This is a genomic window from Alcaligenes phenolicus (assembly GCF_032063905.1).
Classification (GTDB): Bacteria; Pseudomonadota; Gammaproteobacteria; order Burkholderiales; family Burkholderiaceae_B; genus Alcaligenes; species Alcaligenes phenolicus.
In genome coordinates this window covers 507,918-520,229 of sequence record NZ_DAMBOE010000002.1, presented here as the reverse complement: position 1 = coordinate 520,229, position 12,312 = coordinate 507,918, and the positions used below count along the sequence as shown (strand labels likewise).

Annotated in this window: 12 protein-coding genes and 1 riboswitch; of the genes, 5 read left to right on the top strand and 7 right to left on the bottom strand. The window is 57.9% G+C overall.

The window, feature by feature from the left end:
• Nucleotides 1–64: 64 nt before the first annotated feature.
• Together U2949_RS05785 and U2949_RS05780 are read right to left on the bottom strand one after the other, a co-directional pair.
• A complete protein-coding gene (locus U2949_RS05785) occupies nucleotides 65–1,165 on the bottom strand; it encodes a CobW family GTP-binding protein (protein WP_009462610.1) in 1,101 nt (366 codons plus the stop codon).
• A gap of 199 nt (nucleotides 1,166–1,364) precedes the next feature.
• Nucleotides 1,365–1,856: a Fur family transcriptional regulator gene (locus U2949_RS05780; protein WP_009462608.1), complete on the bottom strand. Its 492-nt coding sequence runs from the start codon at nucleotides 1,854–1,856 to the stop codon at nucleotides 1,365–1,367.
• A 234-nt stretch (nucleotides 1,857–2,090) separates the two neighbouring features.
• Here U2949_RS05780 and U2949_RS05775 point away from each other — a divergent pair, with 234 nt between their 5' ends.
• Genes U2949_RS05775 through U2949_RS05765 form a run of 3 tightly spaced genes read left to right on the top strand, consistent with a single transcriptional unit; the run spans nucleotide 2,091 to nucleotide 4,743 of the window.
• On the top strand, nucleotides 2,091–2,813 hold the full coding sequence (locus tag U2949_RS05775) for a metal ABC transporter ATP-binding protein (RefSeq protein WP_009462606.1): 723 nt from the start codon (nucleotides 2,091–2,093) through the stop codon (nucleotides 2,811–2,813).
• Nucleotides 2,813–3,712 (top strand): metal ABC transporter permease, encoded by a 900-nt coding sequence (locus tag U2949_RS05770; RefSeq protein WP_026484114.1) that lies wholly within the window; start codon nucleotides 2,813–2,815, stop codon nucleotides 3,710–3,712. The genes U2949_RS05775 and U2949_RS05770 overlap by 1 nt, the downstream gene beginning before the upstream one ends.
• On the top strand, nucleotides 3,712–4,743 hold the full coding sequence (locus U2949_RS05765; RefSeq protein ID WP_321286620.1) for a metal ABC transporter substrate-binding protein: 1,032 nt from the start codon (nucleotides 3,712–3,714) through the stop codon (nucleotides 4,741–4,743). The genes U2949_RS05770 and U2949_RS05765 overlap by 1 nt, the downstream gene beginning before the upstream one ends.
• A 1-nt stretch (nucleotide 4,744) precedes the next feature.
• Here U2949_RS05765 and U2949_RS05760 read toward each other — a convergent pair whose 3' ends face one another.
• The 5 genes from U2949_RS05760 to U2949_RS05740 are packed head-to-tail and all read right to left on the bottom strand — an operon-like array spanning nucleotide 4,745 to nucleotide 9,125.
• On the bottom strand, nucleotides 4,745–5,785 hold the full coding sequence (locus tag U2949_RS05760) for a tyrosine recombinase XerC (RefSeq protein ID WP_407654165.1): 1,041 nt from the start codon (nucleotides 5,783–5,785) through the stop codon (nucleotides 4,745–4,747).
• Complete coding sequence (locus U2949_RS05755; RefSeq protein ID WP_026484117.1) at nucleotides 5,773–6,450, bottom strand: DUF484 family protein; 678 nt, start codon at nucleotides 6,448–6,450, stop codon at nucleotides 5,773–5,775. The genes U2949_RS05760 and U2949_RS05755 overlap by 13 nt, the downstream gene beginning before the upstream one ends.
• A gap of 2 nt (nucleotides 6,451–6,452) precedes the next feature.
• A complete protein-coding gene (gene dapF / locus U2949_RS05750) occupies nucleotides 6,453–7,376 on the bottom strand; it encodes a diaminopimelate epimerase (protein WP_042488095.1) in 924 nt (307 codons plus the stop codon).
• A gap of 7 nt (nucleotides 7,377–7,383) precedes the next feature.
• A complete protein-coding gene (locus U2949_RS05745; protein WP_009462598.1) occupies nucleotides 7,384–8,274 on the bottom strand; it encodes a lysophospholipid acyltransferase family protein in 891 nt (296 codons plus the stop codon).
• Entirely contained in the window at nucleotides 8,271–9,125 is an 855-nt protein-coding gene (locus U2949_RS05740; RefSeq protein ID WP_026484119.1) for a lysophospholipid acyltransferase family protein, read from the bottom strand. The genes U2949_RS05745 and U2949_RS05740 overlap by 4 nt, the downstream gene beginning before the upstream one ends.
• A 237-nt stretch (nucleotides 9,126–9,362) precedes the next feature.
• Here U2949_RS05740 and metK point away from each other — a divergent pair, with 237 nt between their 5' ends.
• Together metK and ahcY are read left to right on the top strand one after the other, a co-directional pair.
• Nucleotides 9,363–10,526, top strand: coding sequence for a methionine adenosyltransferase (metK, locus tag U2949_RS05735; RefSeq protein ID WP_026484120.1), 1,164 nt, complete (start codon nucleotides 9,363–9,365; stop codon nucleotides 10,524–10,526).
• 204 nt (nucleotides 10,527–10,730) lie between these two features.
• Nucleotides 10,731–10,823: riboswitch (S-adenosyl-L-homocysteine riboswitch) on the top strand.
• A 74-nt stretch (nucleotides 10,824–10,897) separates the two neighbouring features.
• On the top strand, nucleotides 10,898–12,295 hold the full coding sequence (gene ahcY / locus U2949_RS05730) for an adenosylhomocysteinase (protein WP_026484121.1): 1,398 nt from the start codon (nucleotides 10,898–10,900) through the stop codon (nucleotides 12,293–12,295).
• Nucleotides 12,296–12,312: the final 17 nt, after the last annotated feature.

The following is a 12,312-nucleotide window of genomic DNA, read 5'->3' as shown; positions in this document are numbered from 1 at the left end:
ACGTCTGGGAGCCTGTAACTGTCGTCACGCGCAATCGCTCCGCATTTACTGAATAATTATTAATTCAAACCAGGCAATTCTCCAGGCCCTGGGTGAATATGTCTTGTGGCAATTTGCGGCCAATAAAGACCAGCTTGGTGCCCTTTTTATCTTTGGCCAGCCAGGCATTGCCAGGCTCGGCGCTCATCATCATGTGTACGCCCTGAAACAGCATACGGCGATTGATGCCCTTCAGATACAGGATACCCTTGTAGCGCATCAGATCTGGTCCAAATACCTGGACAATGCCCGACAGGAAATCTTCCAGACGCTCGGGGTCGAAAGGACGGTCCGAACGGAACACGAAAGCCCCGATTTCGTCATTGTGAGCTGCGTGCTCGTGGTGGTGATGATGGTGATCGTGTCCGCAGCCCGGACCGCACTCGCCTTCGTCGCCGTGGGCATGATCGTGGTGGTGATCATGGCCGTCCGCCGCATCGGGGTGTTGCTCTGCCAGGAATTGAGGATCAATGTCCAAAATGGAATTCAGGTTGAAACCGCTGACTTCCAGCAAATCCTTGATGTCGGTTTCACCGAAGTGAACCGGCGTAATCGTGGCTCGCGGGTTGATGCGGATCAGACGGGCACGCAGGGCCTCGTAATCCACATCGTTGACCAGATCTTTTTTGGAGATCAGCAGGCGGTCCGCAAAACCAACTTGTTTTTGAGCTTCTTCTTGCTGGTCCAGTGTGGCCATGCCGTGTTTGGCATCCACGACCGTGATGACCGCGTCCAGCCGATAGTAGTCGGCAATATCATCGTCCATGAAGAAGGTCTGGCAGACCGGGCCGGGGTTAGCCATGCCGGTGGTCTCGATGATGACGCGCTCGAACTTCAGTTCGCCCGCCTGGCGGCGAACGCGCAAATCATTAAGGGTGCGCATCAGGTCACCACGCACGGTGCAACATACGCAACCATTGCTCAGCTCAACGATTTCTTCTTCGGAGTCCTGCACCAACAGTTCGTTGTCGATACCTTCCGGCCCGAATTCGTTTTCGATGACGGCAATGCGTCGACCGTGATATTCGCTCAGGATGCGCTTGAGCAGCGTGGTTTTACCAGCGCCCAAAAAACCAGTCAGAACAGTGACTGGAACCATGTTGTTCAGATCTGATGCCGCGTTCATAAACATGCCTCGCAGTGGCGGGCGAAAGGTACAAGGCACGGCACCAACCGCGGCTTCCTGCACCCATCTGCTCCGCACGAAAACAACGTGCGATTACATCACAGCCTTGCCTGTTGGGCAAACGGTGATCTGTAAAAATTCACAGAGGTTTGCCAATAGATCGGGGAATATATACCGATTGGAGGCAAAATGCCACGTTTTAGGGGGCAGATAAGGGTTTTCGCTCGTTTTTAGCGGCAACGCAACGCTGGCACAGGCCACGCAACTCGGTCTCGTGACCGGACAGGGCAAAGCCGGCTCCGCGCACACAGTCAGCCAGCCGCTGGCTCAGGTCCGGAGCGCACAGCTCCACCACGGTACCGCACTGGGTGCAGACAATCAGCAAGTCGTGGGGGTGGCCACCGGCATCCACACAGGCCGTCCAGGCATTGACGGCATCCAGGCGGTGAATCAGACCTTCTTCAGTCAGAAAGTCCAGGGCACGGTAAACGGTAGGGGGTTTGGCGCCGGGCTGGAACTCGCGAACCAGATCCAGCAGTTCGTAGGCGCGCAAACTGCGCTGGGCCTGAATCAGGATTTCCAGCACCTGGCGGCGAATTGAAGTCAGCCGTTTACCGCGTTCCAGACAAAGCTGTTCAGCGGTAGCGAGCTGATCTTCAATGGCGTTGGGCGTAAGAATATGTACAGGCATGGCGCTTGATAGGGTGTTTGTTATGTTATAACATCTTTGGAGAAATTAAATTCCCAATCTAGCCGCATTATCCCTGTTTCATGTCCTGTTCTCAATTTTCCTCGACTCCCCGTAGTCCGGCACCCCGCCGTTCGCTCCTGCTGGCTTCGGCCGGGCAGCGCGTATTGGGCGCTTTGTGCGTGTCAGCAGTCCTGTGGTTGCTGACCACCTGGGCATTGGGTGCGTGGTAGAGGCATGAGTTCACACCAAACCTTGATCGAGCTTGACCATGTGGCGCTGGGCTGGAAAGACAAGATAGCCTTGCGCGACATCAGCGGCTGTTTCAAACGCGGCTCGCTGACGGCCATTGTGGGGCCAAATGGGGCGGGCAAATCCACCTTGTTGAAAGGGCTGACAGGGCAGATCAATCCCCTGAAAGGGCGCATTGCCGTCGATAGCGGTTTTCTGGATCAGTTGGCCTTGTTGCCGCAAATGGGCGATCTGGACAAAAGCTTCCCGGTGACAGTGCATGACCTGGTGGCCATGGGAGCCTGGAAGCGCGTGGGTGCCTGGGGCGGATTTCCCAAGGCAGAACATGAGCGTATTGGTCATGCGCTGGAGCAGGTGGGGTTGGCCGACTTTGCGCGTCGCTCCATAGGCACTTTGTCGGGTGGGCAATTACAGCGAGCCCTGTTTGCCCGCATGATCATGCAGGACGCCCAGATCTTGTTGCTGGACGAGCCTTTTGCTGCGGTGGACCGAGCAACCTCGGATGAATTGATGAACCTGATTCTGGACTGGCACAAGCAGGGCCGTACCGTGATGGCCGTGCTGCATGATCTGGATATGGTGCGTAGCTGTTTTCCGCAAACCGTGCTGCTTGCCGGTCAGGTAGTGGGTTGGGGTGAAACTGAAGCGGTGCTAACTCCCGAGAACCTGCATCTGGCTCGCCATTTGTGTGCGGGGGACTACCTATGATGTCCCTGGTCGATGTGCTGTTTGGCCCCTTCATGGACTTTGGTTTCATGAAGCGTGCGCTGGCCGGTTCGTTTGCCCTGGCCGCAGCGGCCGGGCCTTTGGGTGTGTTTCTGGTGCTGCGCCGCATGAGCCTGATGGGAGATGCCATGGCACATGCCATCCTGCCCGGTGTGGCGGTGGGTTTCCTGACGGCGGGCCTGTCTTTAAGCGCGATGGCCATAGGCGGCATGATTACCGGCTTGGTTGTCGCCTTGCTGGCCGGACTGGTGGCCCGCCTGACACCACAACGGGAGGACGCCAGTTTTGCTGCCTTCTACCTGGTGTCCCTGGGTCTGGGGGTGCTGCTGGTGTCCTTGCGCGGCTCCAATATGGATTTGATCCATGTGCTGTTTGGCACGGTGCTGGGCCTGGATGATGCCTCCTTGCTGCTGGTGACCAGCAGCACGACGGTTACGCTGATTATTCTGGCTCTGGTGTTCCGGCCTCTGGTGCTCGAGTGCATGGACCCGATCTTTTTGCGCACGCAAGGCGGGCGCGGTTCCGTCGTCCATATGTTGTTCCTGTTCATGCTGGTCATCACGCTGGTGGCTGGCTTCCAGGTGCTGGGAACCTTGATGGTGGTGGGGATCATGATGCTGCCCGCTGCCTCGGCCCGATTCTGGGTGTATTCCGTTGGTCGTCAAATGCTGGTGGCGGCCTTGCTGGGCATGATCAGCGCCTATCTGGGCCTGCTGTTTTCGTACTACTACAACGTGCCTGCCTCGCCCGCAATTATTCTGGCCGCTGGCGTGTTTTATTTTCTTTCTGTCACCCTTGGCCCCCAAGGCGGTTTGCTGCGTGCTTATTCCCAATGGCGTGCACGGCGTCGGCGCATGGCCTCTCTCTTGGAGCACGATTGATGAAAATGCGAGACATTTACTCAGGCCGCACGGCGCTGGCCTTGGGCCTGCTGGCGGCCAGCCTGTCGGTGCAGGCGGAGCCTTTGCGTGTGGTCAGCAGCTTCTCGATTTTGAACGATATGGTCAAGGAGATTGGCGGCGACAAGGTCATGGCCAGCACGATTGTGCCCGCCAATGGGGATGCCCATTCGTTTGAGCCGCGTCCCAGTGATGCAAAGACCTTGGCCAATGCGCAACTGCTGGTGATCAATGGTCTGGAGTTCGAGACCTGGTTGCCACGCTTGCAGCAGGCGGCAGGCTATAAAGGGCCGCAAGTGGTGGCGACAGAGGGTATTACGCCTTTAGCATTTGAAGGGGGCGGACACGAGGATCATGCCGGTCATGACCATGACCATGATCACGGTCACAATGCTGAACCCGAGCATGCCCACGACCATGAGCAGACCCACGCCAAAGAGGATACACGGTCCCACAGCGGGCATGACCATAGTCATCAGCACGGCAGCCAGGACCCCCACGCCTGGCAAAGCCTGGGCCTGGCACAGATCTATGTTCGTAATATCAGCAAAGGTCTGGAGCAGGCTGATCCGGCCAATGCCGAGTACTACCAGCGACGCGCCAAGGATTACGCACAGCGCATTCAGGAGCTGGACGATTCCATCAAAACCCGCCTGCAGGCGGTGCCAGTAGAAAAGCGCAAGGTCATCACCTCGCACGATGCGTTCTCTTATATGGGCAAGGCTTACGACATCCGTTTCATTCCCTTGGTGGGGGTATCCAGCCAGGCGGAGCCTTCAGCCCGTGATATTGCGCAGGTCATCCAGCAAGCGCGTAGCGAGCAGATTCAGGCCATTTTTGTGGAAAACACGGTCAGCGCAAAACTGGTCGAGCAAGTGGCACGGGAGACCGGCGCCAAAGTTGGTGGCACCTTGTATTCCGATGCTTTAGGAGCCCCAGGCTCGGGCGTGGATACCTACCTGGGCATGATGCGCTCGAATACAGACCAGTTGGTCAAGGCCTTGCAGCCCTGATTCACTCCTCCGACTTGTCACTGGCCCGGTTCTTGCGTTGCGCCCGAGGGTGGGCCTGATCGTAAGCCTGGGCCAGATGCTGGAAGTCCAGACGGGTATAAATCTGAGTCGTGGAAATATTGGTATGACCCAATAGTTCCTGCACCGCCCGCAAGTCTTGTGCTGATTGCAGCAAATGGCTGGCAAAGCTGTGACGCAAGCTGTGCGGGTGAACATGCACCGGCAGGCCGCTGGCGAGGGCATAGTTTTCCAGTTCTTGCTGCACCACGCGTGGGTGAATGCGGGCTCCACGGGCACCCAGAAACAGGGCCGCACTGGCATCGGCACTAGTCGCCAGCGATGCCAAAGCGGGGCGTTTTTCCAGCCATTGCTGCAAGGCATGCAGGGCTTTTTCACCTACAGGCAGGCGGCGCGTCTTGCCGCCTTTGCCACTGACTACCAGCTCACGATCATCCAGCAGTAACCAGCTCTTGGACTGGTATTGGGTGTCCTGGTGATAGTGCGTGTCCAGGCTGACCAGCTCGGACAAACGTAGTCCACTGGAATAAAACAATTCAAACATGGCCTGATTGCGCCAGCTGACCGGGTCGTCCTGAATGGGGGCGGTCGGGCGGTCCAGTAACTGCTGGGTCTGGTCTACGGACAAGGCCTTGGGCAGAGGGCGGCCTATCTTGGGTGCCTTCAGGCTGGCAGCCGGGTTCAAGGGCCAGCCCAGCTCTTTGGTGCGCGATTGATAGTAGCCACGCCAGGCCGCCAGAATACGGGCCAGGCTGCGCGGCGCCAGGCCCTGTGCATGCAAACGGGCGGCGGCTTGTCGCAACTGGCTTTGAGTCAGAGTGTCGGGGTCTGTACCTGGGTACTGCGCCAGCAAATGACGCAAATCATTACGGTACGCACTGAGCGTGTGTTCCGAATAGCGTTTTTCGTGGCTTAGTTGATGCAGCCAGCTTTGCATGGCCGGGCTGAGGGCCTGGGGGGCGGCTGGCTGCTTTTGGGACTTGTCCCCGGAAGGGGAGTGATCTTGTTTCTTCAGGCCGGACATTCGCTTTGATCAACACTGCTGGGCTTGTACAAACGCTGCAGGGCGGCGCTGCACAGCTCACCAATGCCTTCCAGAAAGTCCGTACCCATATCGGCCGTAAAACGCGTGGCTTCCGGCGAGCCCAGAACCAGCAGACCAAACAAGGTGTTCGACTCGGGAAACGTCAAGGGCACAATGGCCACCGATTGCGCGTCTTGCTGCAAATCAGCCAGGAACTCCTGTTCGCGTCGGGCGCCGCAATAGGGATTGATCAAGGTGTAGGCCCAGCTGACCAGGGCGTCGTCAGCCAGCACTTCGTCCGGATTCCAGCAGTGCAGACGGACAAGGGGCATTTCAAAAATGCGCTCCAGGCTGCTGCAGATCAGTTCGGGCAGGGCTGCCGGGTCGGACTCGGCCAGCATCTGGCAGTTCCATTGGTGCAATTGGCGCGAAATCTTTTCATTGCCACGGGCATTGGCAACCAGCGTGGCTAGTTGGCGCTCGGTTTTCTTGCCGCGCTCGCGCAGCAGCATGATCTGGCGCTCGCCCAAGGAAATAGCACGACTTTGATGGGGATGCGGCACCATCAGTTTGGAAAAAACATCGGCATGTGCGTCGAAGAAATCAGGGTTGGCTTTCAAAAACTGGGCCACTTCCACGGCGCTAAGGCTGTTGGGGGTATCCATGTCTAGAAGGTTTCCTTTCTGGCTAGGGACGCACACAGTGCATCTATATCGACTTGTCCGGTAAAGACAGTTTGGGCCGGGCCGCTCATGCGTAGCGCCTGTCCGTCCCATTCAATGCGCAGACTGCCTCCACGAGTATCAACGACAACCGGGCTTTGGAGCAATCCCCGGCGTATTCCCGCCACCACAGCCGCACACGCGCCTGTACCGCAGGCCAGGGTTTCACCGGCTCCGCGCTCGTAGACGCGCAGCTTGATGTGGTGGGGATCAATTACTTGCATGAAACCCGCGTTCACTTTGTGGGCAAAACGGGGGTGGGATTCGATGAAGGGGCCTACCGTGGCAACCGGGGCCTGTTTCACATCGTCCACGACCTGCACGGCATGGGGATTGGAAATCGAGACCAGTGACAGGGCGACGGGGGCGGCTTGATCGGGCACAGGCAAGAGCCACAGCGTGTCTTCGCCTTGGGCGCGCGTTTCCAGGCCCTTATTGTCAAAACCCACATCGGCAGGCGCAAAGCGGGTGGTGCCCATCATGACATCCACGCCGCGTTGCGGGTCGTCATTAAGGCTGATGATGCCGGTGCGGATTTGCGCCCGCAAAGGGTTGGCCGAGGACAGGCCTTGTTCATGCACAAAGCGGACAAAACAACGTGCGCCGTTGCCGCAATGTTCCACCTCACTGCCGTCCGCATTGAAGATGCGATAGCGGAAATCGGCCCCTGCTTCGGTGGCGGCCTCGACCAGCAAGATCTGGTCGGCACCAATCCCGAAGTGGCGATCGGCCAAGGCGCGGGCTCGTTCAGGTGTCAGTTCGATGTGCTGCGTCACACCATCCAGCATGACAAAGTCATTGCCCGCTCCGTGCATTTTGCTGAAACGCCAAAGAGAGGAAACGGGCTGGGGGGCGGTGGGACTGTGCATGATGGGCCTAGTAGATGCCGGGTTGACCTTCAGGTCGGGTTTTGAAGCGTCGATGTACCCAATAATACTGCGGCGGGTCCTCGCGCACATATTTTTCAATCAGGGCATTCATGCGTTCCGTGGCTTCTTCCAGGCTGCCTTCACCCGGAAAGTCGGACATGGGTTCCAGCACCTGAATGTGGTAGTGACCAGTCTCGGCGTCCACGCGGGAAATAACGGGGATCACTAGCGCGTCCTGATTGCGTGCGATCTGGGCTGTGGACAAGAGCGTGGCCGCCGGGACATTGAAAAAGGGCACAAAGGCCGAGCCCTTGGTGCCGAAGTCCATATCAGGCAGGTAATAAATCGGCTGGCCTTTTTGCAGCGCGCGCATCAGACCACGAATACCATCCTTGCGGGAAATCAGCGGGACCGAGGAAAAGCGGCTACGGCCTTCGTACATCAGGCGATCCACATGGGGATCGCGTTGGGGGGTGTAAAAGGCGACCAAGGGCGAGATGGACATGGATAGTCGTGTCCCGGCTGCGTCCATCCCCAGAAAATGCGGGACCAGCAGCATGACCTTGCGGCCCTGTTCCAGGGCTTGGGTGATGTGTTCTTCGCCCGTCAGGTGCAGCGTGTTCAGAATGGTGCTGGGCAGGCCAAACCAGAGCAGGCCCCGATCCAGATAGGATTGGGCCAGCAGGCGAAAGTGCTGCTTCTCCCATTCGCGGCGTGTGCTTTCGGGGGTGTCGGGAAAACACAAATCCAGGTTAGTGCGAACAATGTGACGGCGGCGGGAGGCAAAGCGATGCACCAGCCCGCCCAGCACAGCACCCCAACGCTGGCGCGTGCGTACCGAGGCACGGCCAAAGTAGGTGAAAACGGATTTGAGCAGCGGGTAAGAATTAAAACTCATGGGGTGGTATCGCCAGGCAAAGGGGGCGCATCATGGGGAATCTTGTAGCGGTTATAGCCCCACAGATACTGGGTGGGGAAACGGCGTATCAAGCTTTCCATGGATTCGTTGATCAGGGTGGCCAGTTCCGTCGGGTCTTCGGGCAACGGTTCGGGCAGGCGCAAGGTGTGAATATGCCAGCCGCGCCCTTTAGGCAGGCGTTCGGCTGCGGTCACAATTACAGGCACATTGGATTGGCGGGCCAGCTTGCCAGCTAGTGTCATGGTCAGGGCAGGGCGGCCAAAAAATGGGGCCCACACACCATCGCCACCACTGGGGACCTGGTCGGGCAACATGCCGACAGATTCGCCCTTGCGAAACGCGCGGACAAATTCGCGCACGCCTTTTATGTTGGCGGGGACGGCATGCAGGCCGGGCAGTTCACGTGACTCCACCATCAGGGGTTCCAGTACGGCCTGGCGTGGTGGGCGAAACATCACGGTCAGTGGGCCTAAACCCACCAGATAACGTGCCGTAATCTCAAAGCAACCCAAGTGCGGGGTCAGATACAGCACGCCGCGTCCTTCGGCATGGGTGGCCTCCAGCAAGGCCACATTATCGACGGTGCAGCGGGCCAGACAGGCTTGCGGATGCAGCCAGACGCGTGGTGTTTCCAGGATCATGGCGCCGGTTTGTCCGGCTGCTTGCCGGAAAAAGGCAGGGGAGTCGTAACCCGCTTGTCGGCAGTGGCTTTGCAGACGGCGGCGGTAGCGTCCGGGAAAAGCGTAAATCAGGCGTCCGATTCCTTTGCCCAGCCCATGAAGAACGGGTAAAGGCAGACGAGCCATCAGACGTAAAAGTGCCGCGAGCATGGGCCAGGCAATCCTTTAGTGTGAAGTTTTGCTGAAATAAATACGTATTTTCGCTTAAAATGGATTGTATCGCTGAGTTAAACGACAACTTGCGGAGCGATCGGGCAGCAAACTGCCCTCTATAAACCGCTAAAGCGTCGCGCCCCGTCTATCGTATCCACATCGCTGGCTTCGAGGTGCAACGCAGTTTGTTCAACCTCGTGCTGATTATCAGCCCTTATTCAAGGAAGCTACGCTGTGAACAACAACGACTTTCTCTTTACATCCGAATCCGTTTCTGAAGGCCACCCCGACAAGGTAGCCGACCAGATCTCCGACGCCATCCTGGACGCTATTTTCGAGCAAGATCCTCAGGCACGTGTTGCTGCCGAGACCTTGTGCAATACCGGTCTGGTGGTGCTGGCTGGCGAGATCACCACGCATGCCAACGTGGATTACATCCAGGTTGCCCGTGACACCATCAAGCGCATTGGCTATGACAATGGCGATTACGGCATTGATTACAAGTCCTGCGCCGTTCTGGTGGCCTATGACAAGCAGTCGCCTGACATCGCCCAAGGCGTGGACCGCAGCCCAGAAGAGTTGCTGAACCAGGGGGCTGGCGACCAGGGCCTGATGTTTGGCTACGCGTGCGATGAAACCCCTGATCTGATGCCTGCTCCTATCTGGTACGCCCACCGTCTGGTGCAGCGCCAGAGCGAGCTGCGCAAAGATGGCCGTTTGCCCTGGTTGCGTCCTGACGCCAAGTCCCAGGTGACCTTCCGCTACGTGGATGGCCGTCCTACCGAAGTGGATACTGTGGTGCTGTCCACTCAGCACGCGCCTGAAATGTCCCAGAAAGACATTCACGAAGCCGTGATCGAACACATCATTCGTCCATGCTTCCCTTCGGACCTGCTGACCGAGAAAACCCGCTTCCTGGTGAACCCCACCGGCAAGTTCGTGATTGGTGGCCCTCAAGGCGATTGCGGTCTGACTGGTCGCAAGATCATTGTGGATACCTACGGTGGCGCATGCCCTCACGGCGGCGGTGCTTTCTCCGGCAAGGACCCCTCCAAAGTGGACCGTTCCGCTGCCTATGCCGCCCGTTATGTGGCCAAGAACATTGTGGCAGCCGGTCTGGCCCGCCAGTGTCAGGTGCAATTGAGCTACGCCATTGGTGTGGCCGAGCCTATCAATATCACCATCTACACCGAAGGCACAGGCGTGATCCCGGACACCGAGATCGCCAAGCTGGTTCGTCAACATTTCGACCTGCGCCCACGTGGCATCATCGAAATGCTGGATCTGCAGCGTCCCATCTACACCAAGACTGCTGCCTACGGTCACTTTGGCCGCAGCGAACCCGAGTTCAGCTGGGAAGCCACGGACAAGGCCCAGGCTTTGCGTCAGGCTATCTAAGCGATGCACAGATAGGCAAAGGCCGCTTGCGGGCGGCGCTTTGCTGCAGTTTGACAGCGTTGTCGGGGCCGGGAAACCAGTCAGCCAGCAACGCTGGGTGGGACGGGCAAGTGCCAGTCTCATGAGAAGAAATTATGATTTTTACCCGTGGAGCCGTCTTCCCAAGACGATCCAAACGGGTACAATCACCCACATTCATTTGCCATCCTCGAGGGGCGTTGCGACAAGACCCACGGTCTTGCCAGGCTCGGGGCATGGATAGGTGGTATCCACCTTGGAGAACGACGCTCACCACGACCTGCATGGCGGGCTGCTGGTGAGAATTCATTTGCTCTCCCTGCAGTCTGCGTGCCGTATAACGGAGCCCGACTGTGACTTTTACCGATTACAAAATTGCCGATATTTCCTTGGCTGAATGGGGCCGCCGCGAGCTGACCATTGCCGAGACCGAAATGCCTGGCCTGATGGCCACCCGCGAGGAATTTGCTGCCTCCCAGCCCCTGAAGGGCGCACGCATTGCCGGCAGTTTGCACATGACAATCCAAACCGGGGTTCTGATCGAAACCCTGACCGCCCTGGGCGCTGAAGTGCGCTGGGCATCGTGCAATATCTTCTCCACTCAAGACCATGCTGCCGCTGCCATTGCCGCATCTGGCGTGCCTGTGTTCGCCGTCAAGGGCGAAACCCTGGAAGAGTACTGGCAATACGCCCATGACATTTTCGATTGGCCCGGCGAACAGGCCAACATGATTCTGGACGACGGTGGCGACGCAACCTTGTTGCTGCACCTGGGTGCCCGTGCAGAAAAAGACCTGTCCGTTCTGGACAAACCCGGCAGCGAAGAAGAGCGTGTCATGTTCGCTTCGATCCGCGCCCGTCTGCAAAACGACAAGACCTGGTACTCCACCCGTCTGGCCCAGATCAAGGGTGTGACCGAAGAGACCACCACCGGCGTGCACCGTCTGTACCAGATGGCCAAGAAAGGCGAGCTGGCTTTCCCCGCCATCAACGTGAACGACTCGGTGACCAAGTCCAAGTTCGACAACCTGTACGGCTGCCGCGAGTCCCTGGTAGACGGTATCAAGCGTGCTACCGACGTGATGGTTGCCGGCAAGATCGCCGTGGTTTGCGGTTTTGGTGACGTGGGTAAAGGTTGTGCTCAAGCACTGGCCGCCTTGCGCGCCCAAGTTTGGGTTACCGAAATTGACCCCATTTGCGCCCTGCAAGCCTCGATGGAAGGCTACCGCGTTGTGACCATGGAAGAAGCCGCCGACAAGGCTGACATCTTCGTGACTGCCACCGGTAACTACCACGTGATCGACCGCTCGCACATGGAACGCATGAAAGATCAGGCCATCGTGTGCAATATCGGTCACTTCGACAATGAAATTGACGTGGCCTCGGTGGAAGATCTGGAGTGGGAAGAGATCAAGCCTCAGGTTGATCACATCATTTTCCCTGATGGCAAGCGCATCATCCTGCTGGCCAAGGGCCGTCTGGTGAACCTGGGTTGTGCTACTGGCCACCCCTCTTTTGTGATGTCGGCTTCGTTCACGAACCAGACCATTGCACAAATTGAACTGTTCACTCGTGGCGAGAACTACGAAACGGGTAAAGTATATGTACTGCCCAAGCATCTGGACGAAAAAGTTGCTCGTTTGCACTTGAAGAAGTTGGGTGTGAACTTGTCGACCTTGTCTCAGGCGCAGGCGGATTACATCAACGTACCTGTGCAAGGGCCATTTAAGGCTGAGCACTACCGCTACTAAAACGCACCGGCGTCTTT

Excerpts from the sequence above, each read along its gene's own strand:
- U2949_RS05785 (WP_009462610.1), bottom strand. The coding sequence starts at position 1,165 with ATGAACGCGGCATCAGATCTGAACAACATGGTTCCAGTCACTGTTCTG.
- U2949_RS05780 (WP_009462608.1), bottom strand. The coding sequence starts at position 1,856 with ATGCCTGTACATATTCTTACGCCCAACGCCATTGAAGATCAGCTCGCT.
- U2949_RS05775 (WP_009462606.1), top strand. The coding sequence starts at position 2,091 with ATGAGTTCACACCAAACCTTGATCGAGCTTGACCATGTGGCGCTGGGC.
- U2949_RS05770 (WP_026484114.1), top strand. The coding sequence starts at position 2,813 with ATGTCCCTGGTCGATGTGCTGTTTGGCCCCTTCATGGACTTTGGTTTC.
- U2949_RS05765 (WP_321286620.1), top strand. The coding sequence starts at position 3,712 with ATGAAAATGCGAGACATTTACTCAGGCCGCACGGCGCTGGCCTTGGGC.
- U2949_RS05760 (WP_407654165.1), bottom strand. The coding sequence starts at position 5,785 with ATGTCCGGCCTGAAGAAACAAGATCACTCCCCTTCCGGGGACAAGTCC.
- U2949_RS05755 (WP_026484117.1), bottom strand. The coding sequence starts at position 6,450 with ATGGATACCCCCAACAGCCTTAGCGCCGTGGAAGTGGCCCAGTTTTTG.
- dapF (WP_042488095.1), bottom strand. The coding sequence starts at position 7,376 with ATGCACAGTCCCACCGCCCCCCAGCCCGTTTCCTCTCTTTGGCGTTTC.
- U2949_RS05745 (WP_009462598.1), bottom strand. The coding sequence starts at position 8,274 with ATGAGTTTTAATTCTTACCCGCTGCTCAAATCCGTTTTCACCTACTTT.
- U2949_RS05740 (WP_026484119.1), bottom strand. The coding sequence starts at position 9,125 with ATGCTCGCGGCACTTTTACGTCTGATGGCTCGTCTGCCTTTACCCGTT.